Raw genomic sequence first — 26647 nt, 5'->3', positions numbered from 1 at the left:
CATAGAAAGGAGGTAACCGTGCAGGATTTAAAACACATGATCACATTCGAGAATCTTTTGGATGACGCTGCCAATGATCTGGTCAAGGAAGCTCAGAAGGAAGGGCAGTATGCTATCGGATACACCTGCTATCACATGCCAGAAGTTCTTTTAAATGTAGACAATTGCTTTTCAACCCGCATGAGGGCACCCAGGACAGGTTCTATCGACATTTCTACATACTACATGTCCAATTACACCTGTGAATTTTCAAGATCTCTTTTGGAGAGAGGAATAGAGGGAGGATACGAATACCTTGATGGAATCGCTGGTGTTGACGCCTGCTCAGCGATGAACAGATGCTATGAGCATCTGGAGATCCTTGACTGCAACAAAAAGCCTCACTTCTTTGTAACGCACACTGATGTGCCTTACAAAGTTGAGGACTACAACGTAGACCAGGTGGCTACACAGATGCGCCTTCGTGTTCTTGACGTGATGCATGAGAAGCTTGGAACCGACGTATCTGACGAGGCCATCAGGAAGGCAGTTGAGGAGCATAACGAGCTCTGCAGAGTCATCACAGAGATCGGCAATTTCCGCAAGCTGGACAATCCGCCAGTGACTGGATACGAGTTCCATGTTATCTGTCTTGTGAGCTATGTATGTCCAACAGCCAAGATCCTTCCACTTCTCAAGGAAACTCTTGAGGAGATCAAAAAGAGAAAGACAGATCCTAAGCCATGGTTCAGAGCAAGGGTTCTCGTTGTGGGATCTGAGGTTGATGACCTTGATTTCACAAGACTTCTTGAGGAGTCAGGCGCTATGGTTGTGGCAGACAGATACTGCTACGGCTCATTCCCTGGAAGGGAAGAGATAGTGCTTAACGACGAGGAGGATGTAGTCAAGCAGATCGCGAGACACTACATGAAGACCTCTGAATGTCCAAGATACATGGCTGATTACAAGATTCAGCAAAGAAGAGATACAGCTGACAGGCTGGCAAAAGAGTTCAAGGCTGACGGAATTATTTACGAGCAGGTTAAGTACTGCGACTTCTGGGCCTTTGAAAGACCTCTTGCAAGCCACATCCTCTCTGAGGAGTACGGATGGCCTACACTGTCAATCGACAGGTCATACAACGTACACAACTCCGGTCAGCTTCGTACCCGCTTCCAGGCATTTGTTGAGGCCCTTGAGATCAAGAGGATCAAGAGCCAGCAGAAAGAGAAACAGGAGGTGCCGGTATGAAATATATTGACCCCAAGAATTTCAGATTAAAGGATGAGATAAACTGGAAGGCCCAGGCTGAGAACATGAAAGAGATCGGCGGAATCGTTGCTGACCTCATCAAGGAAACAGACTGGAAGGACGTTGCCAAGTCAGTAGGCAATGATGCAAAGCTCCTTAAAAAGAGACTTACCCACGAGGCAGATCTGTTAAAAGATATGTCTCCGGAAGAGATAAAGGATCTTGTTCTTAACGGCGAGAAGCAGCTTGGTAAGCTCTATGCCAAGGGCAAGATGGCAACAGTAAGACGTGAGTGGCGTGGTGTCAAGGACACTGGCGTAGACTTCTACGAATGGGGCAGAATGTGGGCAATGCTTCTTGCTACATTCTCCAAGGACCTGGTTCCTGCCATGATGGGTGCTGTTCACTACAGATGGATGATCTCCTATTTCTGCTGCCACTCCTTTATGGACAAGAACACCATGGGTCTTAGAGGAAGAGCCCTCAAGATGCACCACGAGCTCATCTATGCAATATTCAGATATGTTGCAGAGAACCTGGTACTTCTTATGAAGGCCGACGAGAAGGTTGGTAATTCAACAGCTCTTTCCAAGAAGGTAGTTCTTTTCGATGAGATGACAATGTCACAGATCATGGCTGGATTCCCTGATCTTATCGGAATTCCTTATCAGCTGATGCCAGTATTTCTTTTGTCAGAGATCGATCAGCTGGCATGTATGCCATATATTGACGCCATTGAGTCCTATGGACTTCCGTCAGATACATGTCCTGTTCCTTCATCAGAGTGCGGTTCAGTTGTTGTGGATGCCCTTCCTCACATGGGCGCTTGCTTCATTTCAAGCTCAATGCCTTGCGACGGATCAGTTATGGCATCATCCTACACCAGCAGAAGGTTCAAGGATCTTCCTACATACCACCTGGCATTCCCTGTAAGGTATGAGGACGAGTCCATTATGGATGCAGCGGTAAAAGATATTGAGGGCTGCATTAAGTTTATCGAAGAAAACACTGGCGCAAAGTGGAATTGGGATGCTTACTTCTCAGCCATGGCCAGATTCAATGAAGAGACCAAGTACGAGCTTCAGAAATGGGAGATCAACCAGACCCCTCATCCACAGCTCATTGGACCTTGCTACGAGCTCTTCAGAAAATGGAACTACGAGATGGACGGCGGACTTGATCCAAGAATCATGTCCACCTTCAAAAAAGTCGACAAGCTCATGCTTAAGGCTTACGAGCACAAGGATGAAGCTTGGCGCGGCAAGATGAAATACAGAGCTATCGTTTGGTCTATACCAGCTCACTACTATGCAAACTTCTCCAACTGGTTTGCAAACTGCTGGGGCGTAGATATCCTTGTTGAGATGGAGTCACTGAACTTCACAAAACCTCTTGAGACAGAGAACAAGGAAGAGGCTCTTAAGGACCTTGCAAGACTCTACGAGCGAATGGTTATGAGAAGACATACCAACGGTGGATATGATCACGTTGTAACAGAGCTCTGGAGACAGTGTGAAGCATGGAGCGTAGATTTCGTTCTTATGTATCAGCACGTATCATGTAAGAACATGGCAACTGTTCAGGGACTTTTCGAAGATCAGGCAAGAGAGCGTGGAATCAAGCTCCTTTGGTGCAGCCACGACCTGATGGATCCAAGAACAGTATCCAGAAAAGACATGAGAGCAGAAGTAAATGAATTCATGAGAACTGTCATGAAGGCAGAACCGGTTGACCCGTCACTTCTCGACTTCGAAGATGACACAACATGGTAATTAACAATAGTAAACATTTTAAGGAGGATTTTTAAGATATGAAATATTTTGGTGGATGTGATGTGGGATCAACCTACACAAAGGCGGTGATCGTTGATGAGACCGGCAAGATGGTTGCTGGTACAACAATAAAGAGTAAGATCATTGCTCAGGAGTCAGCTGAGTTGGCAATGAAGGAAGTTTGCAGCCAGGTTGATGGACTTAACAGCTCCAAGGAGCTTGAGTACCTCATTGGTACAGGTTATGGACGTAACAAGGTTCCTTTTGCTGATGAGAACATTTCTGAGATCTCATGCCACGCTATGGGTGTACATGTAACAAACCCTTCAGTTAAGGCTATCATCGATATCGGTGGTCAGGACGTTAAGGGTATCTCCATCGACACAGACGGAACAGTTAAGAACTTCGCTATGAACGATAAGTGCGCAGCTGGTACAGGAAGATTCTTCGAGGCTATGGCAAGATCATTCGAGATGACTTTAGAGCAGTTTTCAAATCTTTCACTTTCAGCTAAGAACGTTATTCCTATCACAGCTCAGTGTACAGTATTTGCTGAGTCTGAGGTTATCACCCTTGTTGGTGAAGGTAAGCCTATGGATGAGATCGCAGCTGGTATCGAGATGGCTGTTGCAAAGAGATGCTTTGTAATGTCCAAGAAGGCTGGCGCTACAGATTCCATTACACTTACAGGCGGATGTGCTAAGAATGCGGGACTTAAGGCTGCTATCGAGCAGGTTCTTAAGCTCAAGGTTGTTGAGCTTTCAATCGACCCTCAGCTTATGGGTGCTCTTGGTGCTGCTGAGTACGCTAGACAGAAGGGAATGGCAAAATAAACCATTTCCCCACAAGAAAGGACTTTTAGGATGAGCAAGACTATAAAGATCATTCTCAAAATAATAAAAATCCTTACTATCGTCACAAGTGTTTTGTTTGTGATCTATTTCTGGAATCTTGATCAGAAGCTCATGGCATGGGCCTACACACAGGTCAACAGGATCTTTGATCGTAAGAAAGCAGATATTAAGTTCTAAGAGGAGATCTGGCCATGAAGTTATATGACAATATGATCGATGTGACAATGGAGGCGCTGTCACATTCTCAGGGCAAAAGAGTTGCTGGATCTTCGGTCAGTGCCTGGAAATGCCTTGATAATTCCGAGTTTATCATGCAGAGAGATGCAGGACTTGAACTTGGCGGCGCACCAGAACCATCGGTTAATTATACCTGTGTTTCAACCTCAGGTAAGGTTACAGAGGATGAGATCCTTGTTTATGGCAGGGATATTAGTGAGATCACAGGTGGCTGCGGATTTGCCAGAGTTGTGGTCCTTGAGACAGAGGACCTTGGCGAAGAGGCAGATACAGAGAAAGCTTTCCAGGCTATAAGGAACCTTGAGTTTGTCAGATACCACGTTTTCCCGGAAGGGTACATGGTAAGGGTGTCATCCCAGAGCAATCAGGAACAGGTTCGTATCAGCAGGGAAGCTCTCAAAAAGGGAATCAGTTTTGCCAGCGTGGGAGCAGCTTATATTGCGAAATATAAGGCGGTTGAAGGTGTTAAGAATGTCAGGATCATCTTTATCACTGAATCCGATCTGGTAAAAGAGATTCTTCCAAACGCAGACAAGGTCGATGCCATTACAAAGACACTGACTCACATCCTTGACGGAATGCCAACAGACTGTGGTCACTGCAGCATGAAACCGGTCTGCGACGAAGTAGAAGGTATGAAAGAATTACATCTGGGTAAGAAACATTAACGAAAGGAAAAGGCTATATGAAGCAGGAATATGAAGCTTTATTTACCCCATGGAAGATTGGGAACCTGGAAATAAAGAACCGTATAGTGCTGGCCCCTATGGGAGGAACATGTATTTTTGGCTGGATGGAGCCGGGGGGAAGCCACTTTGATAAAGAAGCTGCAAGACTTCTTCTTAAGATCGCCAAGCATGACTGCGGTCTTATCATCCCTGGTATCGCTCCTGTAAAGGACATGCTGGGTGGCAAGTGGCTCTATCAGAACAAGCGTAAGTTCGCAGAACTTGCAGAGTTTATGGATGAGCTCCACGCAACTGGTGCCAAGATGTTTGTGCAGATGACTGCCGGCTTTGGCAGATCTTTTGCCCTCACAGCTCCACTGGCTATGCTTGCCAAGAACAAGGCACTTAACACACTGGCTAAGCCATACATCGACGCAGAGTACCTGACAGCTGCACCATCAGTTCTTCCTAACCGCTGGGCTGACGATGTAACAACAAGAGCTATCACTGAAAAAGAGATCAAGGACATCATCTACGCTTTCGGCGAGACAGCAAGACTTTGCAAAGAGGCTGGCGTTGACGGCGTTGAAGTCCATGCTGTACATGAGGGATACCTCCTTGACCAGTTCACCTTAAAGTACACCAATAAGAGAACTGACGACTACGGCGGATCCTTCGAGAATCGCTACCGCTTTGCGGCAGAAATCGTAAAAGAGATCAAGGATAAGTGCGGAGATGACTTCCCGGTATCCTTAAGATATTCCGTAAGATCCATGACAAAGGCTTTCCAGTACGGCGCTATGCCAGGAGAGGACTTTGAAGAGATCGGAAGAGACATGGAAGAGTCAGAGAGAGCAGCCAAGTTCCTGCAGGATGCAGGTTACGACATGCTCAACTGTGACAATGGTACCTACGATGCATGGTACTGGGCACATCCACCACAGTACATGCCTCAGAACTGTAACCTTGAGGATGTTGAACATATCAAGAAGTTTGTTGACATCCCTGTTGTATGCGCCGGAAAGATGGAGCCAGATGTTGGTGCCAAAGCCGTTAAAGAAGGCGGCATCGACGCTATGGCAGTAGGCAGACAGTTCCTTGCAGATCCTAAGTGGGTATCCAAGATCAAGAAGGGCAGAGAAGAGGAGATCCGTCCTTGTATCTGCTGTCATTCAGCCTGCTTTAACTTAACCAAGCACAACGGAACAGCCAATGACCAGGATCTTACTGAGTCTGCTGGAATGTGTAAGTGCGCAGTTAACCCACGAAGCATGCAGAGCAAGAAGTACAGGGTTAAACCTACAGATAAGCCAAAGAGAGTTGCCATCATCGGCGGTGGTGTCGGTGGTATGGAAGCAGCAAGAATCCTTGCTCTCCGCGGACATGAGGCTGAGATCTACGAGAAGACCAGCGAGCTTGGCGGCGTATTTATCGCAGCAGCAGCTCCTGAATTCAAGGAGAAGGACAAGCAGCTCATCGCATGGCAAAAACACCAGCTTAAAAAGCTCGGCGTTAAAATACACTACAACTACGAAGTTAAGCCTGATTCACTTCCTTCAGCAGATGAGTACATCATCGCTACAGGTGCAGAGGCCAACAGGATACCAATTCCTGGAGCAGCTGACTACGCTATGGATGCTACTGATTATCTTCTTGGAAGAAAACAGGTTGGCAAAGATGTAGTAATCATCGGCGGTGGACTTACAGGTTGTGAGATCGCGCTGGATCTTTTCAGAAAGGGCAAGAACCCTCAGATCGTTGAGATGAAGGACGACCTCATCGCGGTTAAGAATATGTGTCTTGCTAACACAAGTTACCTTCGTGACTGCTTCAAGACCAACAAGGTTCCTGTATATCTCAATGCAGGAGTTGCAGAGATCACAGATAAGTCCGTTAAGGTTAACCTTAAAGATGGAAGGACTGTGGAGCTTCCTGCAGACGACGTTATCATGTCAGTAGGATATCATCCAATCCCTCTGCTTCAGGCTGCCAAGAATGTACATCTCCTTGGAGATTGCAAGAAAGTCGGAAATATCCGTTCAGCAATTTGGGGAGCATGGGACATCGCAATGAAGATCTAAGAATATGACATTTATTGGAGATCCGTTCACTAATATGTGGACGGATCTTTTTTAGTTGAGGGAAAAGACAGGGGGTATCCTGTTGGGAAGAATGTAAAGGGGAAAGAGATGTATCCCGCGGGACAAGATTGTGACATGGGGAGAGCAGCAGTCAAGAGGCTTTCGCGGCATATCCTCGCAGGCCGCGGAGGGCTAGAGTAGGACTAAAGGACCTTGTGGAGGCCTGCTGCGGTATTCCACGGTCCTCTTGACAGCTCCCCTCTCCCATGTCAGTGGGTAATCAAGCGGGATAAGGAGTAGAGCTCTTCGCGCTTATCTGGCAAAAGGAGCAATTAGTACCTGGAGCCGCTTAGTGGGCTTCTGGTACTAAGGATTTTGGGTTATAACAATTGAAATTAAAAGATAATTAGTATCTGCATGGGCGCTGCTTTCTCTTGGTACTAATTTCTATTAAAAATCTGAGCTGTAGTTCTCTCTATACGGAGAGAATATTAGTATCAGACAGGGTCTTTAAGATGTTTGGTACTAAATGTACCTCAAAATTTTTTTGGAAGATGGAAATAATTAGTACCAGAAAGGAATGGAAGGGTGTCTGATATTAACTACGGACCAAATCGTGTTTTTTGCTCATATGATATGTAATTTTTTAATGTTACAAAACTGAAAAACATGGCTTTTTCAGACCAAATGGATGAAAAGTGGTGTTTGGTCCGTAATTTTTCAGGGAATTTTATGAAGTTAAGACTAGAAACCTTGCTAAATTACAGACCAAATGATGAAAATATAGTGAATGGTCCGTAATTTTATAAAATATCAGTGGTTATTGGCTGAAAAACTACAGACCAAACGAGGGTAAAGTGGCTCCTGGTCCGTAATTGGGCAAATTGCCCGTCCTAAACAGGGACAGGAAGACCATAGGGAGGCGCGCTGCGGGGAGAATCCTCCCGGGGGCATAGGTGCGCCGAGCTTCTTCCGGGCAACACTATTTCATAGCCCCGCTTGATCACAAATGAAAAGCTGCTACAAATGGCTGTCAATGTCATCGTGGAATACCGAAGCAGGTCACAACAAAGGATTGATGGGAGAGAGGCTCCCGTGACCTGCGAGGATATGCCGCGAAAGGGCATTGGTAGGCATTTGCAGCAGCTTTATAATTCTTAAAGCGTGGCTATGAAATTGAATCTGAGATATTCATCTCACATCTTACAACCTGTTATGTATTCCAAGTTCTTCGTGCATCCGGCGTTTTACGGCATACATTCGCTCGTCGGCCAAAAGGTATACCTCGTGGGAGGAGGCGCCTGGCAGCTCGTGCTTGTAGGCGTAGCCTGTGGCAACGCTTCGGTGGTACTCGGTGTAAAGGGCGTTCATTACGTTAAGGGCACTGGTCATTCTGCCTATGAGGGCATCAATGTCTTTTCCAACGGAGTCGCTTATTATTACAAGGAACTCATCTCCGCCAATTCTTGCGCAGAGCCCCTCTTCAGAGAAGGTTGTGGTAAGGACCTTGGCAAAATCCTTGATATATCTGTCTCCTGAAGGATGACCAAAGTCGTCATTTACTATCTTAAGACCATTTAGATCGATACTTATGATACAGTAATCGGTATTCACATGGTTTAGGTCTTCCATTACCTTATCAGCCTTGGCTCTGTTTGCCAGATTGGTAAGACCGTCGGCGTAAGCAAGGTGTGACAGGGATTCATGCTCAAGTCTCTGGGCGTAGGACTGGGTAATAAAGAGCATGTAGTTTGCCAGCTGGCACAGCACGAAGATAAGACAGCCGGTGTCGATGGTAATGATACTTGCAAAGTAGCTGTTCTTGATGTGGTTGGTATCCATGATATAGATTACAAGGTGAATGAGCTCAGCTATAGCAAAGGCTACAAGTCCGCTCATCTGTATCATTCCAGACCTGGAGATGTCTTTCTTGACGAAGTTTCTCACAATGAAGTATGAGATAAGTCCAAATCCCAAAACCGCAGTTATGTGGTAAACCATGATGGTTTCTCTCAAATGGATGTTAAATCCAAAGTGCAGAACGTACAGAGAGAAGGTCACAAAACAGGAAAGACCAGCGGCGGTCATGTAGAGATTTTTTTTCTCAATCTTTTGTGCAAAGTAAACCAGCATGTAACAGAATGGCACAATGAGATACATGGTCAGGTATTCCCACTGGGTCTCATATGGTGTGTAGATAAATGGTGAGAATACGTTGTAGTAGCACATTATCCAGACACCGAGGTTGATACAGAAAAGTGATCCCACATGGAAGCTGACAATATCCGGTACGTTCACAACGAAGAACATTGTGATAAGGGTAAAAGAGATACCGAAGATAATAAGGAACATTCCAGTGGCAATGATCATTCTGTGATCTCTGACAAACTGGCTCTCAACATCTGGCTGACTGCCTATCTTAGGAGGCTGAAGGCTTGAAAAAGCATCAGTCTCACCGGCTATCATCTTAAACTCAATTTCTTTTCCGGCATAATCCAGGGGCAAAGTAATAAAGTGATACATCTTGCCAATAAATTTCTTTTTCGCATAAAGATCTTTTCCAAAGGTGTAGATTAGATCTCCGTCAACATAGACATCCATGGCGGAGTATCTGCTCCTGAAGAGGATCACAGGGAAAGGAATATCTCCAAGGTCAGGAAGAGTGGTCTTCATGGAGACTACATCTCCATAGCGAAGCCTTCTGTCCAGGTGTTTGTAGATATCAAATGGTTCAACATCCTGGAAAACCTCGCCATTTATGGTGACCTCATAGCCCCAGTCCATAGTCTTTACAGGATATTTGGTATTGCAGGTAAGACAGATGCCAATGAACCATGAAACAAAGATCGCGATGGCAACAGAAAGGATTACAGGAAGTAACTTTTTCTTATTTTTCATCGTTACCTCCTTCCCCCAGCACTTTGTTGAGAAGGTCGTCGTAGAGTCTTCCGAGAGACTGCTTGTGATGCTGATTCTTCATGACATACATGCGCTTGTCAGCAAGAAGGTAGACGTTCTGAGCGCTGTGGTTTCCACCAAGTTCCTTATCTTTGCTGTCAGCGTAGCCCCAGGATGCAGAGAAACGCAGTTTGCTCTCCTGACTGTTTCTGTAGGCAAGCTGATCAGAGAGGCACTGAATATCCCTCTCCGTCCTCTCTTCGTCCACATAAGGAAGAACAACGATAAACTCATCGCCGCCCATTCTTCCTACAAGAGAAGCGTCTGTAAAGCATCCCAGCATTATTTCTGAAAAGCCACTAAGGAGCTTGTCGCCCTGGTCGTGGCCGTAGTTGTCGTTGGTATATTTAAGGTAATCCAGGTCAAGACTTATGACTGTAAAGTCGCCATACAGATCGGCAAGATACTGCTCACACCTTGCTCTGTTCGAGAGATTTGTCAGGGCGTCAGTATATGCAAGGCCCTCCAGCTGTACTTTTACAGTGGACTCACTGATGTATTCGATGCAGTGGTAGAAGTAGTTCAGAAGAAGGCTCATGATAAAGATAAGAGCACCCACGGTCATAAAGTTGATGTGGGCGTTGACTTCACCGACTTTGGTGAACTTCATGACGTTGAACTTGACGATGTCTATAACTGAGCAGAAGGTGAAGACAATAAGACCTGCAATGAGGATCTTGGTAGAAGAGGTCTTGGTGCGAAGATCCGCAGCGACCCCGGATTCATGTATCACCGCTTTTATCAGTGAAATGATAACGTAAATTCCTTCAATAATGGTAAAGACATGGAACCAGGATACAAACAGGCAGATATGTACATTGCTGGTAAGGTGAAGGAATGATGTGGCAACAACGAAACAGCTGCTTAGGTAGAGCAGGATAAGTCCCAGGGTTTTAAATGGCGCTTGATGAGAAGTGCATATAAAGCCCAGGATGGCCACCGGTATCGAGAACAATGAGAAGTACTCTATGAAAGTGTAGAAGTATGGATTGTCTGAGAGATACCAGAATACATCGTTATAGCACAGAATGTAGGCACCTATCATCAGCGATGTGACGGCACTAAAGAAGATACTAAAGTCACTGTTTTTGGAAAAGGCAAGAAATGGAGCCAGAATAAGGAGCATAAAACCAAGGTGACACAGATAGACGCCAACAACCAGAGGAAGGCGCTTGGTATGTATCAGATTGTTTTTGATGTCGTTGTAGTTTCCGAACAGGAATTGTGAGAGGCCAGAAAATGCCTTGTCCTCATGAGCTGTAATCTTTATCGTCAGCTCTTTTCCCTGATAATCAGCCGGAAGGGGAACAAAGTTCTCCATCTTAGGGAGCATGCGGCCTGTGGCAACATACTCATCGCCAAAGGTATATACAAGCTCCTTGTCTACATAGACCTCCACCGATGAAAGGATGGAGCGGAAATGCAGGGTTGCAGGAGATATATCTGAATCAGGAAGAGTGCGGGTAAGGATCAGAGTGTCGTTTTTATTGGCCATTCCAACGCTTGCGTCGTTGACGCTGTCCAGTTCCCACACATTGTTTCCACGACTAATAGTCCAGCCGGTGTCCAGCTGGACCAGATCAAACTGATTTGGAGTATTAAATCTGCTTGAGCTAAGTAGCAATAAGGTACCGGTCACGATACTTATTGCAAGTACAATTAATAAAGCTTTGCGGATTGTGGCTGCAGTTTTTGTCACTGAAGTTAATCCTCCTGCTTATTAAAAATGTCCGTGGCTTCCTCCGTGTGAATGTCCTGAGCTTGAAGTGTGAAGGGTGCTGCCTCCGCCAAAGCCGCCGCCCCTGCTGCCATTACTGGAACCATTGTCGCGAGGGATCTCTGTCTTGGAAAGAGTCTTTCTCACGAAACGGTCCTGCTGAATGCTCATGTGAAGCTTGCCTTTAGCATAGCCTGCTGCATTTCCAGCCATCTTAACTGTCTTAAGATCTGACTTCATCTTAAGGATTGGGAAAAGAGCTACTACAAGGCCGACAGCGATGCTGCCAACAAGATATCCAAGGATATCGGAAGTGGTCTTAGGTGGCTTGACACCTACATCAACAGGAGTTCCCTGAGAGTATGCGTACAAAAGCCTGTCGCACTGCTCCACATAGGTGTTAAAGGCGTCATAGTAGTCGCCGTCTGACAGGTCGCCTCTCATCTCATTAAAGAGGTAATCCTGACCATAGTCGGTAAAAGCGTATTGTGCGCTGCCAGAAGAACTGATGGCCCACTCTCTGTCTTCCATACTCAGCATGAACAGGATTCCGCTCTCGTTATACTCCGAGCAAAATCCGTTGTAGTCGAAGTAGTCGTCTGCGTAATCCTGGATAGGACCATTATGGGAATTCACGGTAAGTATGGCTATGTTGCTCTGCCACTTTTCGCTGGTAGCATCCAGCTTCTGCAAAAGAGCTGTCTCCTCACTGTCAGTAAGAAGGTCAGCGTTATCAACAAGTCTTGGCTTTTGACGTGTAGCAGGAACTTCATAGCTGTCCCATAATATTTCGGCAGCATAGGTTTTAAATGTAAGAGCAAATGCAAAAATCATCATTAAGAGGATTGTCTTTGACACTGCCCTTGATATTTTAGTCATAGTATTCATGTGGTTTTCCGCTTGTTAAAAGAAATTTGGGTCACAGAAACATCATCGCACAGACGAAGGCTACTGCCGTTATCGCGGCTGCGATAGGGAAGTAGTATTTGGCCGCCTGCTTCATTGAGAATGGAAGATTACCTACAAATTTGCCGGTCTGTCCGTTCATGGCAAAGAGGTAGTTGTTGCCTTCCCATGAGGTGTTAAGGACATAGACAGGATAGAGAGCATACTTGGTGGTCTCTCTTGTGGTGTTTATCCTCTCAGATATATTGCGAAGTGAGTTGTAGCCAACAATGGTGCTCCTGAAGTCATTCCTTGCGCTTGTTGTCATTCTCTCCTCAGCGCGCTGTTTGTCCTCGTCCGCTGTGACGTTGTATTTGTTGGCAAGGAAGCCTGCAAGGTATCCCATGTTGAATGGGATCATCTCAGAGCGGTCGAAGGGCTCTATGGATTCCATAAGATCATCTGGCATCTCCTTGGAGCCATCTACAGGGACGCTTTCAAAGTCCTCATTGCCTGCGCGGGAGATCTCATAAAAGCTGGTCTCTGTGTAGTGGTAGCGGGAATCGCTCCAGGTTCTGACCTTGGTTCCCTCAAAGACGCCGGTGTAATTCTCTGTGGCGTTGTAGAGCCAGAAAGGAACATAAACGCCCTTGATCTCATCGATGTGGTTCTGCTCGAAAAAGACCTTTGGCAGGAGCTTCTTGGATTTGACGTAACCTGAATAAGCCTTCATAGCGTCTTCCTTGGTCTTCTTAAAAGGAATGATGTAATCAGGCTTGAAAGCACCGGTGAATTTCTCTGCTGCCACAACGTTGTTGCTGCAGAAGGGACATTTCATGGAGCCAAGGGACTCAGTGGCCAGGATCTCGCCTCCGCAGGAACCGCAGCTATAAATGAACATGGGGGTGTTATCTTCACTCCCCCCATTAGTTTCATATGTATCCGCTGACTCTCCAGTGGAGTTTGAATTGTGATTGGCAACATAGTCCTTGACGTCAAATTCGGAGTCGCAAAATGGGCACTTAAGCTTCTGGGTGCCCGGATTAAATTCCATTGCCCCGCCACAGGCGGGGCATTCATATTCGTGTAGGGCCATATTATCCTCTAGGTGATCCGCAGTTTGTACAGAAGTTGCCTGTATTTACAGTGCCACAAGAGCATGTCCAGCCTGCTGCTGGTCTCTGTGATCCGCAGTTAGGGCAGAAGTTACCTGTGTTTACATTGCCGCATGAGCATGTCCAGGAATTGCCTGCTGACTGAGGAGCCATCTGAGGAGCTGCCTGCTGTGGCTGCTGAGCGCCCATAGCAAAGAGCTGCTGTGCGTTCATGCCGCCAGCCTGCTGAGCCATGTTCATTCCAGCCAATGCCATCATAGGGCCTGTAGCTGTATTCTTGGCTGCATCCTGCATTGCCTGTGCCTGAGCGCTGGCAAGAGTAGCTGCTGCCATATTAGGATTCTTAAGAGCGCCAGCTCTCTGGAGCTCCTTGATTGTCTTTTCATCTTCTTCAGATGCGTTAACTGAGCTTACACCGAAGGAGCTGATCTTGATTCCGTAAACTTCAGTCCACTTCTTGGAAAGAACTTCGTTAAGTGCATCTGCGATCTCTGTTGTGTGTCCAGGAAGCGCGCTGTAGCGGATTCCCATCTCTGAGATCTTGGCAAATGCTGGCTGAAGAGCTGTAAGGAGCTCGCTCTTAAGCTGAGAATCGATCTTGTCTCTTCTGAACTCGCCATCTACGTTGCCAACGATGTTCTTGTAGAAAAGAACAGGATCAACGATGCGATAGCTGTATTCGCCGTGGCAACGGATATCGATATCCATGTCAAGGCCAACGTTAGTATCAACAACACGGAAAGGAACAGGATTAACTGTGCCATACTTGTTGCCGATGATCTCCTTGGTATTGATGTAGTAAACGCGCTGATCCTTGGCAGTTCCGCCAGAGAAGCTCAGACGCTTGTAGAACTCCTTGAAGGAGTTGACGATATTCTCACCTAAATCTCCGTAGAAAATAGAAGGCTCAGTTGAAGTGTCATAAACAAACTCACCTGGCTCTGCGCAGATCTCAGTAATCTGTCCCTGGTCAACAAGGATCATACACTGTCCTTCGTTGACAGCTACGATAGATCCGTTGGAAATGATGTTGTCGTTACCCTTTCCCTGTTTCTTTCTAGCCTTGGTAAGAAGCACCTCAGTGCTGAGTGATTCGCAGTAGAAATAGTCTCTCCACTGATCAGAAAGTACACTGCCGCCTGCTGAAAGCGCTGCTGATATAAGCCCCATAACTATCTCCTTTCATACTAAAAAACTATATTTCGTACCTTCTATTTTCGCACATTTAAGCTTAAAATTCCATTACTTTATAGGCGATTCATGCTAAACTAAGGGTGTATGAAATCTAATGGTGCACTAATTATCGTAAATGAATATGGAAGGCAGACCAGGATAAATGCCGAAAATGGAAGGCTTCTGGCAGATATCCTTGCTGAAAATGGCTTAAGCACCGAGCGTCCGTGCGGCGGACTTGGAACCTGCGGAAAGTGCCGGGTGAAGTTCTTATCCGGAGCGCCGGATCCTTCTGATTTCGACAGGAAATTCCTCTCGGGAAAAGAGCTGTCGGAGGGCTTAAGGCTCTTTTGCCGTGCTATAGTTTCTGGTGACTGCGAGATAGAGCTTCAAAATGAGAGCCGGGACATGGCCATCGAAGAGACTGATACCAAGGCTGTCTGGGACCACTTTGGGAAAAGAGATCTTGGCAGAACCTTTGCTATCGCCATAGACCTTGGAACTACCACCATCGCTGCGGCCCTTTTGGAAAAGCGAGGGGATGAGTTTAATGTCACAAGAACAGCCTCCTGCGTTAATCGTCAGCGCGGATACGGCGCAGATGTCATCTCAAGGATAGCTGCAGCTGATGATAAGGATAAGCTTAAGGACATGTCAAAGCTTGTGGTGGAGGATATTGAAGGCCTTATGGGGAAGCTGCTTGATCCGGAGAAGGAAGACGGAGAGCTTACAGGACGCCTTGACTATATTACTGTTGCAGGAAATACCACCATGATGAACCTCTTTAATGAGAGGCAGGTAGATTGGCTTGGGACTTACCCTTACACTCCGCCACGTTTTGGCCTTGGCTTTGAGCAGATGATAGCTGACCTTACCTTTAAAGGCTATGGGGAGCAGCTGCTTACTAACCTTCCCGGAATATCTGCCTTCGTTGGAGCGGATATTGTATCCGGGATCTATTACCTTAAGAGCGAAGGCATGAACACCAAAAACGCTCTGTTTGTGGATCTTGGTACCAACGGAGAGATGGTGTTCTTTGACGGGGATGAGATAAAAGTAACGTCAACCGCAGCAGGTCCTGTGTTTGAAGCTGGCGGAATATCCTGCGGTGTTCCTTCCGTTCCTGGAGCTATATGCCACGTAAGACTTAAGAAGGACGGGGACCGCATTATCTGTGACTACGAGACAATAGAGGATAAGCCAGCCATTGGTCTTTGCGGAACGGGAGTGATGGAGCTTGTCTCCGAGGCCATAAGAGTAGGAGCCGTTGACGAGACAGGACTTCTTGCAGATCCATACTTTGACGAGGGACTTCCGGTTACTTTGGACGGAGCGGTAAGGCTTACCCAGAAGGATATCAGGAATCTTCAGCTTGCCAAGGCTGCCATATTTACCGGAGCCAATACTCTTCTTGATGGAAAGAGCCCTGATGTAGTCTATCTTGCTGGCGGCTTTGGAAGCCATATAGATATGGACAGGATACGGAATCTTAAGATGTTTCCTGAAGGATTTGATGGTAAGATAGTACCTGTAGGAAACACTTCACTTAAGGGAGCGATCTCTTTTTCCAAAAGAGCACTTATGGGAGAAGAGGAAAGAGAAGCTGCAGGGGATGAGCTGATGGCCATAGCAGAAGGCGCCACAGTCATCGAGCTTGCAACCCTTGATGAATTTGATACAGACTACATAGAAGCCATGAACTTTTAAGAATAGGGAGGAAAGAGAAATGTTAGATGAGAGATGGGTATTTTACAAGGATGTGAAGGCAGAGGATCAGGGAAACGGCGTTGTAAGACGCGTCCTTGCATACAGTAAGGACCTTATGTGTGTTGAGAACACCTTTGAAAAGGGCGCAGTTGGCGCACTTCACCACCACCCTCACACACAGATAACATATATTGTCAGCGGCAAATTTGAGTTTGAGATCGACGGTGTTAAGAAGGTTGTTGAGGCCGGAGATACAATGCTTAAGATGAACGATGTTGTTCACGGATGCGTATGCCTTGAGGCAGGCAAGCTCCTTGATATCTTCAACCCAATGAGAGAGGATTTTGTATGATCTGTGATACTTGCGCTAACTATGCATATGATGAGGACTGGGAGTGCTACACCTGTATGGTGAACATGGACGAGGACGACTACGGAAGGCTTATGAGTGGCAATGCCAGCGAGTGCCCTTATTACCAGGACGGCGACGAGTATAAGGTTGTAAGACATCAGATGTAATAAATGGTACAATATAGGTGACCAGATGATCTATGAGGAGGAATTATTATGAGAAAAAAGATCTTTTCGGCCGCTTTAGTATCGGTCATGGCCATATCTCTTTTGGCAGGATGTGGTAAGAAAACTGAGCCGGCTCCAGAGCCTGCTGCTGAGGAGGCATCTGTAGAGGAACCAGCTCCAGAACCTGCCCAGGAAGCCAGCACTCAGGAGGCTTCAGTTATTCAGGAGGCAAGACCAACATCCCTTGATGATGCCATAGGCCTTGCAGTTTTTACATACAACGATGAATACTTCGACCAGGGAGAAGTGGCTGGCGAGGGACACATTCTTTTGGACAAAGAGGGTGACGACAAGGGCGAGCAGACATGCTACATCCTTTCAACCTACGGCAGATACGAGTTTCAGGATGGTAACTTTGTGTGCTGCGCAGGTAACGGAGTCATCCCATGTGTTGTTAAGCTTGAGCTCAACGAAGAGGGCGAGTACAACTACGTTTCTTTAGAGCCTGCAGCTGACGGCGGAGATTTTGTAGACTGGATCAAGAAAAACATCCCGGAGAAATACTGGAGCAGATGTATCACCATCGAGGATGAGGACAGATCTGAGCTTGATAAGATGCAGAATGCCTACGCCGAGGAGTATCTTGCCACCATAGGCCGCGAAGATGCTGAGGTTGGCGACTACGGCGACTATGAACATGAGCTTTTAACTGACGTTGGTGTCAAGGAAGATATTTCCAATGCAATGCTTGATGTTCAGTCTGGAGATTCTTTTGAAAATAAATGTCCATTTTGGCTCGGAGAACGTGAAGTTATTGAGAAAGATGTCCGATATATATATAAGACAGACTACGACAAAAAGAAGGCACAGATAATATTCTCCAAGACTGAGTACGACACAGGCGATGAGGTTGAAAAGTCTATATACAGTGCTAAGACTGGAGAAAAGGTAGAGTAACATATAGATATGTTTGGCACGGAGGCCAGCGAGATTCACTCGAGACAAGGAGGGACCCATGAGTAATATTTCTGATGTTATGGCAAGCAGTGGAGCAGCCTATGAAGCAGCCAAGACGGGTGCTACTAAAGAGACCACTAAGACTACCGGGAATTATGGCAAGATGATAGGAAAGGCGCAGCTTTCAGAGGAAGGCGCCAAGTACTATGAGGAACTTAAAAAGAAATACAGCAATATGGATTTTGTTCTTGTAAGCAAGGACTTGAAGGACTACGCCAAGCAGAACGCGAGCTCCTTTGGCAATCCAAACAGAATGGTAGTTCTCATCGACGAGGAAAAGATCGAGAGAATGGCTACTGATGCGGATTTCAGAGCTAAGTATGAGGGACTTATCGCAAATGCTCAGGCCAAGATGCCACAGCTTCAGGCTGCAATGCAGACCAAGCCAGGTATCAAGACCATCGGAATGCAGGTTGGCGACGATGGCAAGGCATCTTTCTTCGCTGTTATGAGCAAGTCCAATACCGAGATGACCCAGAAGCTCCAGGAAAAGAGAGCAGCCAAGAAGGCGGCTGAAAAGGCAGCGGCCAAGAAGGAAGCCAAGAAGGAGCAGGCGGAAAAACTTCGGGAGGGCCATAAGGCTGAAGAGGTTCCAAGGGACGAGGATGAGGAGGATTACGAGATCCTCATGGCCGACTCCATAGAGGAGCTCTTTAAGAAGATAGATGATTTTAACTTCAGCGTCAGGGCGGATTCCATCAGGACGCCGGAGGAAATGTCTGTGGGACAGTCCATAGACTTTAAGGGATAAATTGTATTTGGGGGGTTCATGTTCAAACTAGCAATATGTGATGATGAAAAAAGCTCTGCTGCTGAGGCGGCAGAGCTTTTGGAGAGATATAGGAAAAGTCGTGGAAATCTGGATTTTGAGACTGACATTTTCTATACTTCAATAGATCTTTTAACTGCCATTGAAAAGAAGGCCTACGATATCTACCTTCTTGATATCTACATTGACAAGATAAATGGCATAGATATTGCCAAGGCCATCAAAAAGAACAACGAAGATGCACATATCATTTTTATGACTTCTTCCAATGCTTTCTACAAGGATGCATTCAGAATCCATGCGGTGCACTATCTGGAAAAGCCAATCCTGGAAGAAGACTTTTTTGATGCCATGGACAGGGTGTGCGTTGTTGAGGAAGACAACGCCTATTACACCTTCAGGGACAGCGGAGAGGTCCACAGGGTTCCTGTATCTGACATCCTTTACGTGGAGTCAGAGGATCACTACAAGAGGATAGTGGTTGGGGATGAGAGCTTTCTTGTCCGCAGCACCATGCAGGAGATAAGGCAGGAGCTCAATGAACCATTCTTCTATGAGCTTGGGGTAAAGAGCCTTATCAATCTCAAGAAGGTCCTTAAGATCACCAAGGACGTCATTGTCATGGAGGATGGAAAAGAGTTCTCGGTTCCAAGAGGCAAGTACAGGACTGTGAGCGAGATGGTCCTTAAGTATACATTCTAGGGAAGGGATATTTCTTTTGCCAAAAGAGATGTCCGTTCGTATAAAAATATAGAGATTTTGAAGGGAGGTACACACCCATGATCGATAAGGAAAAGAACGTTTTGAACGAGGATGAGCTTGAAAAAGTCAGCGGCGGATTGAGAGGCAGTGCAGCTGGAAGAACTGGTACAAACAGCCAGGACAAGAGCGAGGCAACTGAGAAGCATTTCTGTAACAACTGCGGAAAAGAGATGATCTTTATTGGTTATTCTGGAGGAAGAACGGTTTGTAAGAAGTGCGGTGGTTTATGGACCGGTAAATAATTCTTTTGCCATGAAAAAAGCTCCATCCCAAGGGATAGAGCCATGAGGCGGAGACGGCGGGATTCGAACCCGCGTGCCCTTGCGGACAAACGCATTTCGAGTGCGCCTCATTACGACCACTTTGATACGTCTCCAGACGCTTTGGACCTAGCTCCAAAGCGTTTTTTATTATACTTTTTTAATACCTTACCGTCAACCGGATTACTTGGCACGGACTCTTTTATTTTGTATAATTAACAGTAGTGTGCAGTTACAAAAATGTTAATTCAAAGGAGGCCTTTTTCACATGATGAGAATTGGTATGTTGACCAGTGGTGGCGACTGTCAGGCTTTGAATGCAGCAATGCGCGGCGTTGTTAAGTGTATTGCGCACAGTGGAGCTGAGGTGGAGTTCTATGGCTTTAAGAACGGCTACAGAGGACTTATCTACAGCGATTTCAGGATGCTCACTTCCAAGGATTTCTCTGGTATCCTCACAAAGGGCGGAACTATCCTTGGCAGTTCAAGAACACCTTTTAAGACTATAAAAGAACCCGATGAGAACGGACTTGATAAGGTAGAGGCAATGAAGCAGAACTACTACAAGCTTCAGCTGGACTGCCTTGTGGTTCTTGGAGGCAACGGCTCTCAGAAGACAGCCAATCTTCTCTCAGAGGAAGGGCTCAACGTTGTTTCTCTTCCAAAGACCATTGATAATGACCTCTGGGGAACAGATATGACATTTGGTTTCCAGAGTGCAGTGGATGTGGCAACTAACGTTATCGACAACATTCACACTACAGCTGATTCTCACGGCAGAGTATTCATCATCGAAGTAATGGGACACAAGGTTGGATGGCTGACACTTAACGCAGGTCTTGCGGGCGGTGCGGACGTTATCCTCATTCCTGAGATCCCTTACGATATAGGCAAGATCTGTGATGCCATTCAGGCAAGAGATGAGAGGGGCAGCAGGTTCACCATCATCGCTGTGGCTGAGGGCGCAATTTCCAAGAAGGATGCCAAACTCTCCAAGAAGGAATACAAAGAGAAGATGGCCAACTACAAGTATCCATCTGTATCCTACGAGATAGCTGAGGCAATCCAGAAAAAGACAGGACATGAAGTCAGAGTTACTGTTCCTGGTCACATGCAGAGGGGCGGAATGCCTGATCCTTACGACAGGGTATTTGCATCAAGACTTGGAGCGGAGGCTGGACAGCTTATCCTCAACAAGGAATTTGGCTACATGGTAGCCTACAAGAACAGAGAGATCGTCAAGGTTCCTCTTTCAGAGATCGCAGGCAAGCTGAAATACGTTTCACCTGATGCCAGCATCATCAAAGAGGCCAAGATGCTTGGAGTATGCTTCGGGGATTAAGGCAGCTTCGGGTAGTATAAGTTTTGTTGGAGTTTTAGTTTAGAAAATGGGTTATGTAGCACTTTACAGGAAATTCAGACCACCGGTCTTTGAGGACGTCAAGGGCCAGGATCACATAATTACAACGCTCAAGAATCAGATTAGATCAGATAGGGTTGGACATGCTTACCTGTTCTGCGGAACTCGTGGAACAGGTAAGACTTCTGTTGCGAAGATTTTAGCCAAGGCGGTTAACTGCGAGCATCCAGTGGACGGAAGTCCATGCGGGCAGTGCGAGATGTGCAAAGAGATCGCAGCAGGCAACAGCATGAATGTCATCGAGATCGATGCTGCTTCCAACAACGGCGTTGATAATGTCAGGGAGATCGTGGACGAGGTCTCCTATTCCCCTACAAAAGGAAAAAGAAAAGTCTATATCATCGACGAGGTACACATGCTCTCTGTCGGTGCTTTTAATGCGCTTCTTAAGACTTTGGAGGAGCCACCTTCATACGTAATGTTCATCCTGGCTACTACAGAGGTTCACAAGATTCCAATCACGATCCTCTCAAGATGCCAGAGATATGATTTCCACAGGATCACCATCGACACTATTGAGGACAGACTCAGGCAGGTAGTAACTTCAGAAGGCATAGAGGTGGAGGACAAGGCTCTTCGCTACATCGCCAAGACCGCTGATGGATCCATGAGAGATTCTCTTAGTCTCCTTGACCAGTGCATTGCCTTCAACTACGGAGAAGTGCTGACCTATGACAAGGTTCTGGGTGTCCTTGGAGCGGTAGATACTGAAGTCTTTTCAAAGCTCTTTTCCGCGCTCTATACACAGAATGTCAACGAGGCACTGACTATCCTGTCAGATGTGGTCATTCAGGGCAGGGAACTTACCCAGTTCGTCAACGACTTTGTGTGGTACTTAAGGAACCTTATGCTGATCCAGGCTTCGGATCAGATGGAGGATGTGGTGGATATGTCCACTGACAATCTCAAGGTCTTAAAAGAGCAGGCGGACAAGGCAGACACTGAATCGATACTAAGGTTCATCAGGATATTCTCTGAGCTTTCTACCAACATCAGGTATGCCGCTCAGAAGAGGATACTTATAGAGATAACACTCATAAGGCTCTGCAAGCCTCAGATGGATAAGGGGCAGCAGGATTCCCTTGAAGACAGACTCAGGATCCTTGAGGAGCATGATGAGAACAACTCCAAGGTCCTTGGCGGGATCCAGTCGGGACAGATAGCAGTTGCAGCATCTCCCATGGCAGGAGCTAAGGGAGTGGGGGCAGCAGCTCCGGCTCAAAAGAAGGTTCTGGACAAGGCGGTACCAGATGACATTAAGAAACTGGTGTCAGAGTGGCCGAAAGCTCTTTTGCGAATGCTAAATCCAATGAAGAGCTATATGCAGAAAGCGAGGCTCAGCCTTGGAAACAACGACAAGCTGCAAATAGTATTTGACAGCAAGGCCCTGGCTGATAAATACTCACATGGTGAGAGTGCTGATGAACTTCAGAACTTCATTGATGAAATAGTGGGCAAGCATGTGGAGTACGAGTCCAGATTCTTAGAGCCCGCGCAGAATTTTGAAGAAAACTATGTCAATCTTTTGGACGGCATCAATTTCGATGTGGTTACCGAGGACGACGATGAAAAGGAGAATTTATAATGGCTAAACGTGGTGGATTTCCTGGTGGAATGCCAGGTAACATGAACAATCTTATGAAGCAGGCGCAGAGAATGCAGCGCCAGATGGAGGAGAGCCAGAAGGAGCTCGAGACCAAGGAGTTTACAGCTAAGGCTGGTGGCGGAGCAGTTGAGGCCACAGTATTTGGAAACAAGACCCTGAAGAACATAGTTATCTCTCCAGAAGCAGTTGACCCTGATGATGTAGAGATGCTTCAGGATATGATCGTTGCTGCAGTTAACGAGGCTATGAAGCAGGCCGAGGAAGCTAACGGCGCAATGCTCGGCAAGATGACAGGCGGACTTGGCGGAGGCTTTCCTTTCTGATGGAACTTTACAGCGGACACATTAACCGTTTAATAGATGAGCTGGCATCCCTTCCGGGAATAGGGGGGAAGTCTGCCCAGAGGCTGGCTTTTTATATCATCAACCTTCCAAAGGACAGGGTTAAGAGGCTGGCTGATTCCATTACAGACGCCAGGGAGAATGTGCATTACTGTAAGGAGTGCTGTACATTGACTGATGAGGACATCTGCCCTATCTGCAGCAATGACAACAGAGACCATCGCACTATCATGGTAGTGGAGAATGCGAGGGATTTAGCAGCATATGAGAAGACTGGCAAGTACGAGGGAGTGTACCATGTACTTCATGGAGCGATCTCGCCCATGCTTGGTATCGGGCCTTCGGATATCAGGCTCACAGAGCTTATGACCAGACTTCAGAGCGAGGAAGTGGACGAGGTTATTGTTGCCACCAACTCAAGTCTCGAGGGCGAGACTACTGCTATGTACATCAGTAAGCTCATTAAGCCAACGGGGGTAAAGGTTACAAGGATCGCCAGCGGAGTTCCGGTTGGAGGCGATCTTGAGTATATAGACGAGGTTACACTTTTAAGGGCCTTAGAGGGAAGGACCGAGCTATAAGAACAGACACAGACTAATATGGAGGGTATTGTTATGGCAGTAAAGAGAGAGCAATTCGGAGAAACAACTACTGGAGCACCAATATACGAATACCACCTCACAAACGCAAACGGCGTTGAGGCGGTGGTTCTTAACTTTGGCGCTACTATCAAGAACATCATCGTTCCAGACAAGGACGGCAAAAGAGTAGACGTTGCGCTGGGCTATGATGACTACAAGAAGTACTTTGACAACGACTGTTTCCTTGGTGCAACTGTTGGACCAACAGCTAACAGAATTGCCAAGGCTAAGTATACTATCGATGGAAAAGAGTTTATTCTTCCGATCAACGATGGACCAAACAATCTGCATACCGACATGAACAACGGATTCCACAAGAGAATCTGGGACGCAACAGAGGGTGATAACAACGTTACCTTCACACTTAAGGCAGAGGATGGAGATATCGGATTTTCTGGAAACAGAGTATTTGAGCTTACTTACACTCTTACAGAGGACAATGAGCTTAAGCTCCACTACCATGCAACAAGTGATGCCAAGACTCTTATGAACCTGACAAACCATGTTTACTTTAACCTTGGTGGACACAATTCAGGAAGCATCCTTGACCACACAATGCAGATGAACGCATCCAAGTACACACCAGTTAGCAGCTCAGAGGCTATTCCTACTGGCGAGATCGCTGATGTTGCAGGAACAGCGTTTGATTTCAGAACAGCCAAGACATTCGGACAGGATGTCAATGCTGATGAAGAGCAGCTTAAGTTTGTTGGCGGTTATGATCACAACTATGTGGTTGATGGTTATGACTGGAAGACAATGAAGCAGTTCTGCACTGTATCTTCACCTAAGACAGGTATCAAGATGGAGTGCTTCACCAACCTTCCAGGATTCCAGCTCTATGTTGGTAACTTCCTTAAGGCAGATGGTGCTAAGGACGGCGCAACATATAAGGCAAGAGATGGATTCTGCCTTGAGACTCAGGTTTATCCTAACTCTATCAACGAGGCAGGATTCCCTGACTGCGTATATGGTCCAGACAGAGAATACGACAACACAACTGTTTACAAATTCTCTAAATAATTAGTTTTTGGAGGGCAGCCCTTTGGCTGAAGTACGTGATTTTGCCTCCTATGCGGGGAAATTTAATAGAGATGACTCGGGCAGGAGCAGCCAGGGAGGACCTTCTTATAAGGAAAAGATAAGAAACCACAGGCTGGCAGTTATCTTTAAAACTGTAGGAATAACTGCAGCTGTGGTGTTTCTTGTACTTGTGATCTACGTCAACTGGAGAGACAAGGAATATGCCGAGGCTGTTATAACCCAGGGAGAGTCCATTACCAATGGACAGGATTCCAAGGTTCTTAGTATCGGCGGATACATTGTCCAGTACAGTAAGGATGGTGTCAGCTGTATTGATGCAAATGGCAAGGTTTTGTGGAACCAGACCTACGAGATGCAGACTCCGATTGCCAGAACCTGTGAGCAGGTGGTGGCTGTTGGAGACTACAACGGACACAACATCTACGTCAGCAATGTTGGCGGATCCCTTGGAGAAGTGGATACAAATCTTCCTATAAGAGATTTCTGTGTATCATCCCAGGGAGTAGTGGCAGCAGTTCTTGATGGAACAGATGTCACATGGATCTATCTGTACGATGCCCAGGGCAATACTCTGGCAAACTTCAAGACAACCATGAAGGACAGTGGATATCCGATATCTGTCAGCATATCTCCAAACGGAGAGCTTTTGTGTGTATCCTACCTGTATCCTGAAGAAGGAAGCTTAAAGAGCAGCGTGGCTTTCTTTAACTTTGGATCAGTTGGACAAAACTCCATCGACAACTACGCTAGCGGATATGACTATCCTCAGGTGGTAGTTCCATATGTGCAGTTCATGAATGGTAATGCATGCTTTGCAGTGTCTGATGACAGGATCATGTTCTATCAGGGAAGTGAGAAGCCTGTGAGCCAGGCTGAGATCTTCACTGGAGAAGAGGAGATCAAGTCAATTTACTTCTCAGACACCTACATGGGAGTGGTATTCCCCAACAACACAGCTGACGGAGCATACAGACTTCAGGTTTACAGCGACAAGGGAGACAACGTACTTACCACATACTTTGATATAGAGTATTCCGATATCATATTTAACAACAAACAGATCATTATATATAATGAAGACGGTTGTCTTGTTATGGATATGAATGGACACGTCAAGTATGAGGGAGGCTTTGATGTACCTGTAAGGACAATGGTTCCAACCAGTCTTCGCAGTAAGTTCCTTCTTGTAACAACCAGAAACATTCAGACAATGAATCTTAAATAAGGAAAAGAATGAATATAGACATATCTCAGGTAGTGATAACCATAGTGGTTGTCATACTGTTTCTTTGGAGAATATCATATGGAACCAACAATGGCCTGTTTGCTGAAGCAGCAGGCCTTATTGCTGTCATTGCGGCCTTTGCGGCTGTCTACTATATAATGAACATCGCAGGCAATGTTGCGACTGCGAACTTTGGTCAGGTTATCCCAAAGATTGGATATCTGATCGTGGCGTTTCTTGTATATGGTGCAATGACCGCACTTGGAAAAGCAGTAAGGGGCATCAAGGAGATTCCAATCCTGGGAGGATTTGACAGATTACTTGGTGCAGTTTTGGGTGCCATAGAGGCATACTTAATCGTATATATAATTGTGTACGTCACGGGCTTTGATATTTTTGGCCCTGTAACATCACTTTTAAAGCAGCTTTATGAGTACATCAAATCCTTGCTGTGACTGGGTTTTGGCAAAAATTAGAAAAATATTATAAACATTTGAAAAAAGTTGTTGACAGCCAAAATCACCTATGCTATTCTAAATAAGCTGTCGCTGAGGACAGCGGCAACAAGCACCTTGACAAATAAACAGTAATGCAACCCTGAAAAATTCCAAGAGAATTATTCAGAATTAACAAACCAAAAGTAATA

The 26647-nt window shown here is 46.2% G+C and carries 25 protein-coding genes and 1 tRNA gene; 20 read left to right on the top strand and 6 right to left on the bottom strand.

Going from position 1 to position 26647, the window contains the following annotated elements:
- Positions 1 to 18 precede the first annotated feature (18 nt).
- From D6855_RS15635 to D6855_RS15615, 6 genes are read left to right on the top strand one after another with little or no spacing between them, the layout of a single operon-like run.
- A complete protein-coding gene (locus D6855_RS15635) occupies positions 19 to 1230 on the top strand; it encodes a 2-hydroxyacyl-CoA dehydratase family protein (protein ID WP_120742786.1) in 1212 nt (403 codons plus the stop codon).
- Entirely contained in the window at positions 1227 to 3002 is a 1776-nt protein-coding gene (locus D6855_RS15630) for a 2-hydroxyacyl-CoA dehydratase family protein (protein ID WP_243111990.1), read from the top strand. Before D6855_RS15635 ends, D6855_RS15630 begins: the two co-directional genes overlap by 4 nt.
- Before the next feature lie 38 nt (positions 3003 to 3040).
- On the top strand, positions 3041 to 3835 hold the full coding sequence (locus D6855_RS15625) for an acyl-CoA dehydratase activase (protein WP_120742784.1): 795 nt from the start codon (positions 3041 to 3043) through the stop codon (positions 3833 to 3835).
- A 30-nt stretch (positions 3836 to 3865) separates the two neighbouring features.
- Entirely contained in the window at positions 3866 to 4033 is a 168-nt protein-coding gene (locus tag D6855_RS16740; RefSeq protein WP_158589559.1) for a hypothetical protein, read from the top strand.
- A gap of 14 nt (positions 4034 to 4047) precedes the next feature.
- Entirely contained in the window at positions 4048 to 4761 is a 714-nt protein-coding gene (locus D6855_RS15620) for a hypothetical protein (protein ID WP_120742782.1), read from the top strand.
- Positions 4762 to 4778: 17 nt separating this feature from the next.
- Positions 4779 to 6842 carry an oxidoreductase gene (locus tag D6855_RS15615; protein ID WP_120742780.1) on the top strand — a complete coding sequence of 688 codons (2064 nt, stop codon included), beginning with the start codon at positions 4779 to 4781 and terminating at the stop codon, positions 6840 to 6842.
- Between the two features lie 1203 nt (positions 6843 to 8045).
- Here the strand turns inward: D6855_RS15615 and D6855_RS15610 are convergent.
- Genes D6855_RS15610 through D6855_RS15590 form a run of 5 tightly spaced genes read right to left on the bottom strand, consistent with a single transcriptional unit; the run spans position 8046 to position 14687 of the window.
- Positions 8046 to 9740 (bottom strand): GGDEF domain-containing protein, encoded by a 1695-nt coding sequence (locus D6855_RS15610; protein WP_120742778.1) that lies wholly within the window; start codon positions 9738 to 9740, stop codon positions 8046 to 8048.
- Complete coding sequence (locus D6855_RS15605; RefSeq protein ID WP_120742776.1) at positions 9730 to 11499, bottom strand: sensor domain-containing diguanylate cyclase; 1770 nt, start codon at positions 11497 to 11499, stop codon at positions 9730 to 9732. The genes D6855_RS15610 and D6855_RS15605 overlap by 11 nt, the downstream gene beginning before the upstream one ends.
- 21 nt (positions 11500 to 11520) lie before the next feature.
- Positions 11521 to 12405: a TPM domain-containing protein gene (locus D6855_RS15600; RefSeq protein ID WP_120742774.1), complete on the bottom strand. Its 885-nt coding sequence runs from the start codon at positions 12403 to 12405 to the stop codon at positions 11521 to 11523.
- A 31-nt stretch (positions 12406 to 12436) separates the two neighbouring features.
- On the bottom strand, positions 12437 to 13456 hold the full coding sequence (locus D6855_RS15595; protein ID WP_120742772.1) for a hypothetical protein: 1020 nt from the start codon (positions 13454 to 13456) through the stop codon (positions 12437 to 12439).
- 43 nt (positions 13457 to 13499) lie between these two features.
- Positions 13500 to 14687 carry an SPFH domain-containing protein gene (locus D6855_RS15590; protein ID WP_120742770.1) on the bottom strand — a complete coding sequence of 396 codons (1188 nt, stop codon included), beginning with the start codon at positions 14685 to 14687 and terminating at the stop codon, positions 13500 to 13502.
- Between the two features lie 108 nt (positions 14688 to 14795).
- Between D6855_RS15590 and D6855_RS15585 the strand changes: the two genes are divergently transcribed.
- From D6855_RS15585 to D6855_RS15560, 7 genes are all read left to right on the top strand, one after another.
- Positions 14796 to 16397, top strand: a complete 1602-nt coding sequence (locus tag D6855_RS15585) for an ASKHA domain-containing protein (protein ID WP_120742768.1) — start codon at positions 14796 to 14798, stop codon at positions 16395 to 16397.
- Between the two features lie 19 nt (positions 16398 to 16416).
- Positions 16417 to 16749, top strand: a complete 333-nt coding sequence (locus D6855_RS15580) for a cupin domain-containing protein (RefSeq protein WP_120742766.1) — start codon at positions 16417 to 16419, stop codon at positions 16747 to 16749.
- Entirely contained in the window at positions 16746 to 16916 is a 171-nt protein-coding gene (locus D6855_RS16845) for a DUF6472 family protein (RefSeq protein WP_199712467.1), read from the top strand. Before D6855_RS15580 ends, D6855_RS16845 begins: the two co-directional genes overlap by 4 nt.
- Positions 16917 to 16964: 48 nt before the next feature.
- Positions 16965 to 17873: a hypothetical protein gene (locus tag D6855_RS16840; protein WP_199712466.1), complete on the top strand. Its 909-nt coding sequence runs from the start codon at positions 16965 to 16967 to the stop codon at positions 17871 to 17873.
- Between the two features lie 58 nt (positions 17874 to 17931).
- On the top strand, positions 17932 to 18684 hold the full coding sequence (locus D6855_RS15570) for a DUF6033 family protein (RefSeq protein WP_120742764.1): 753 nt from the start codon (positions 17932 to 17934) through the stop codon (positions 18682 to 18684).
- 18 nt (positions 18685 to 18702) lie between these two features.
- Positions 18703 to 19404 carry a LytR/AlgR family response regulator transcription factor gene (locus D6855_RS15565; RefSeq protein WP_120742762.1) on the top strand — a complete coding sequence of 234 codons (702 nt, stop codon included), beginning with the start codon at positions 18703 to 18705 and terminating at the stop codon, positions 19402 to 19404.
- Between the two features lie 77 nt (positions 19405 to 19481).
- Complete coding sequence (locus D6855_RS15560; RefSeq protein WP_120742760.1) at positions 19482 to 19706, top strand: bacteriocin; 225 nt, start codon at positions 19482 to 19484, stop codon at positions 19704 to 19706.
- Between the two features lie 48 nt (positions 19707 to 19754).
- On the opposite strand, the gene D6855_RS15555 is transcribed toward D6855_RS15560, so the two are convergent.
- Positions 19755 to 19840: transfer RNA gene (locus D6855_RS15555), tRNA-Ser, on the bottom strand.
- Positions 19841 to 19992: 152 nt separating this feature from the next.
- Between D6855_RS15555 and D6855_RS15550 the strand changes: the two genes are divergently transcribed.
- From D6855_RS15550 to D6855_RS15520, 7 genes are read left to right on the top strand one after another with little or no spacing between them, the layout of a single operon-like run.
- Positions 19993 to 21066 carry a 6-phosphofructokinase gene (locus D6855_RS15550; RefSeq protein WP_120742758.1) on the top strand — a complete coding sequence of 358 codons (1074 nt, stop codon included), beginning with the start codon at positions 19993 to 19995 and terminating at the stop codon, positions 21064 to 21066.
- 46 nt (positions 21067 to 21112) lie between these two features.
- Complete coding sequence (gene dnaX / locus D6855_RS15545; protein ID WP_120742756.1) at positions 21113 to 22729, top strand: DNA polymerase III subunit gamma/tau; 1617 nt, start codon at positions 21113 to 21115, stop codon at positions 22727 to 22729.
- Entirely contained in the window at positions 22729 to 23073 is a 345-nt protein-coding gene (locus D6855_RS15540; protein WP_120742754.1) for a YbaB/EbfC family nucleoid-associated protein, read from the top strand. Before dnaX ends, D6855_RS15540 begins: the two co-directional genes overlap by 1 nt.
- Positions 23073 to 23672 carry a recombination mediator RecR gene (gene recR, locus D6855_RS15535; protein ID WP_120742752.1) on the top strand — a complete coding sequence of 200 codons (600 nt, stop codon included), beginning with the start codon at positions 23073 to 23075 and terminating at the stop codon, positions 23670 to 23672. The genes D6855_RS15540 and recR overlap by 1 nt, the downstream gene beginning before the upstream one ends.
- A gap of 33 nt (positions 23673 to 23705) precedes the next feature.
- Positions 23706 to 24755, top strand: a complete 1050-nt coding sequence (locus D6855_RS15530; RefSeq protein ID WP_120742750.1) for an aldose epimerase family protein — start codon at positions 23706 to 23708, stop codon at positions 24753 to 24755.
- Positions 24756 to 24777: 22 nt separating this feature from the next.
- Complete coding sequence (locus tag D6855_RS15525) at positions 24778 to 26001, top strand: DUF5711 family protein (protein ID WP_120742748.1); 1224 nt, start codon at positions 24778 to 24780, stop codon at positions 25999 to 26001.
- Between the two features lie 8 nt (positions 26002 to 26009).
- Positions 26010 to 26456: a CvpA family protein gene (locus tag D6855_RS15520; protein WP_120742746.1), complete on the top strand. Its 447-nt coding sequence runs from the start codon at positions 26010 to 26012 to the stop codon at positions 26454 to 26456.
- Positions 26457 to 26647: the final 191 nt, after the last annotated feature.

It is taken from the genome of Butyrivibrio sp. CB08, assembly GCF_003625485.1.
Lineage (GTDB): Bacteria > Bacillota > Clostridia > Lachnospirales > Lachnospiraceae > Butyrivibrio.
This window is presented reverse-complemented; position numbering and strand designations above follow the sequence as displayed.

What these genes read in the sequence shown, in the direction of transcription:
- D6855_RS15630 (WP_243111990.1), top strand. Translation starts at nt 1,227, where the DNA reads ATGAAATATATTGACCCCAAGAATTTCAGATTAAAGGATGAGATAAAC.
- D6855_RS15625 (WP_120742784.1), top strand. Translation starts at nt 3,041, where the DNA reads ATGAAATATTTTGGTGGATGTGATGTGGGATCAACCTACACAAAGGCG.
- D6855_RS16740 (WP_158589559.1), top strand. Translation starts at nt 3,866, where the DNA reads ATGAGCAAGACTATAAAGATCATTCTCAAAATAATAAAAATCCTTACT.
- D6855_RS15620 (WP_120742782.1), top strand. Translation starts at nt 4,048, where the DNA reads ATGAAGTTATATGACAATATGATCGATGTGACAATGGAGGCGCTGTCA.
- D6855_RS15615 (WP_120742780.1), top strand. Translation starts at nt 4,779, where the DNA reads ATGAAGCAGGAATATGAAGCTTTATTTACCCCATGGAAGATTGGGAAC.
- D6855_RS15610 (WP_120742778.1), bottom strand. Translation starts at nt 9,740, where the DNA reads ATGAAAAATAAGAAAAAGTTACTTCCTGTAATCCTTTCTGTTGCCATC.
- D6855_RS15600 (WP_120742774.1), bottom strand. Translation starts at nt 12,405, where the DNA reads ATGAATACTATGACTAAAATATCAAGGGCAGTGTCAAAGACAATCCTC.
- D6855_RS15595 (WP_120742772.1), bottom strand. Translation starts at nt 13,456, where the DNA reads ATGGAATTTAATCCGGGCACCCAGAAGCTTAAGTGCCCATTTTGCGAC.
- D6855_RS15590 (WP_120742770.1), bottom strand. Translation starts at nt 14,687, where the DNA reads ATGGGGCTTATATCAGCAGCGCTTTCAGCAGGCGGCAGTGTACTTTCT.
- D6855_RS15585 (WP_120742768.1), top strand. Translation starts at nt 14,796, where the DNA reads ATGAAATCTAATGGTGCACTAATTATCGTAAATGAATATGGAAGGCAG.
- D6855_RS15580 (WP_120742766.1), top strand. Translation starts at nt 16,417, where the DNA reads ATGTTAGATGAGAGATGGGTATTTTACAAGGATGTGAAGGCAGAGGAT.
- D6855_RS16845 (WP_199712467.1), top strand. Translation starts at nt 16,746, where the DNA reads ATGATCTGTGATACTTGCGCTAACTATGCATATGATGAGGACTGGGAG.
- D6855_RS16840 (WP_199712466.1), top strand. Translation starts at nt 16,965, where the DNA reads ATGAGAAAAAAGATCTTTTCGGCCGCTTTAGTATCGGTCATGGCCATA.
- D6855_RS15570 (WP_120742764.1), top strand. Translation starts at nt 17,932, where the DNA reads ATGAGTAATATTTCTGATGTTATGGCAAGCAGTGGAGCAGCCTATGAA.
- D6855_RS15565 (WP_120742762.1), top strand. Translation starts at nt 18,703, where the DNA reads ATGTTCAAACTAGCAATATGTGATGATGAAAAAAGCTCTGCTGCTGAG.
- D6855_RS15560 (WP_120742760.1), top strand. Translation starts at nt 19,482, where the DNA reads ATGATCGATAAGGAAAAGAACGTTTTGAACGAGGATGAGCTTGAAAAA.
- D6855_RS15550 (WP_120742758.1), top strand. Translation starts at nt 19,993, where the DNA reads ATGATGAGAATTGGTATGTTGACCAGTGGTGGCGACTGTCAGGCTTTG.
- dnaX (WP_120742756.1), top strand. Translation starts at nt 21,113, where the DNA reads ATGGGTTATGTAGCACTTTACAGGAAATTCAGACCACCGGTCTTTGAG.
- D6855_RS15540 (WP_120742754.1), top strand. Translation starts at nt 22,729, where the DNA reads ATGGCTAAACGTGGTGGATTTCCTGGTGGAATGCCAGGTAACATGAAC.
- recR (WP_120742752.1), top strand. Translation starts at nt 23,073, where the DNA reads ATGGAACTTTACAGCGGACACATTAACCGTTTAATAGATGAGCTGGCA.
- D6855_RS15530 (WP_120742750.1), top strand. Translation starts at nt 23,706, where the DNA reads ATGGCAGTAAAGAGAGAGCAATTCGGAGAAACAACTACTGGAGCACCA.
- D6855_RS15520 (WP_120742746.1), top strand. Translation starts at nt 26,010, where the DNA reads ATGAATATAGACATATCTCAGGTAGTGATAACCATAGTGGTTGTCATA.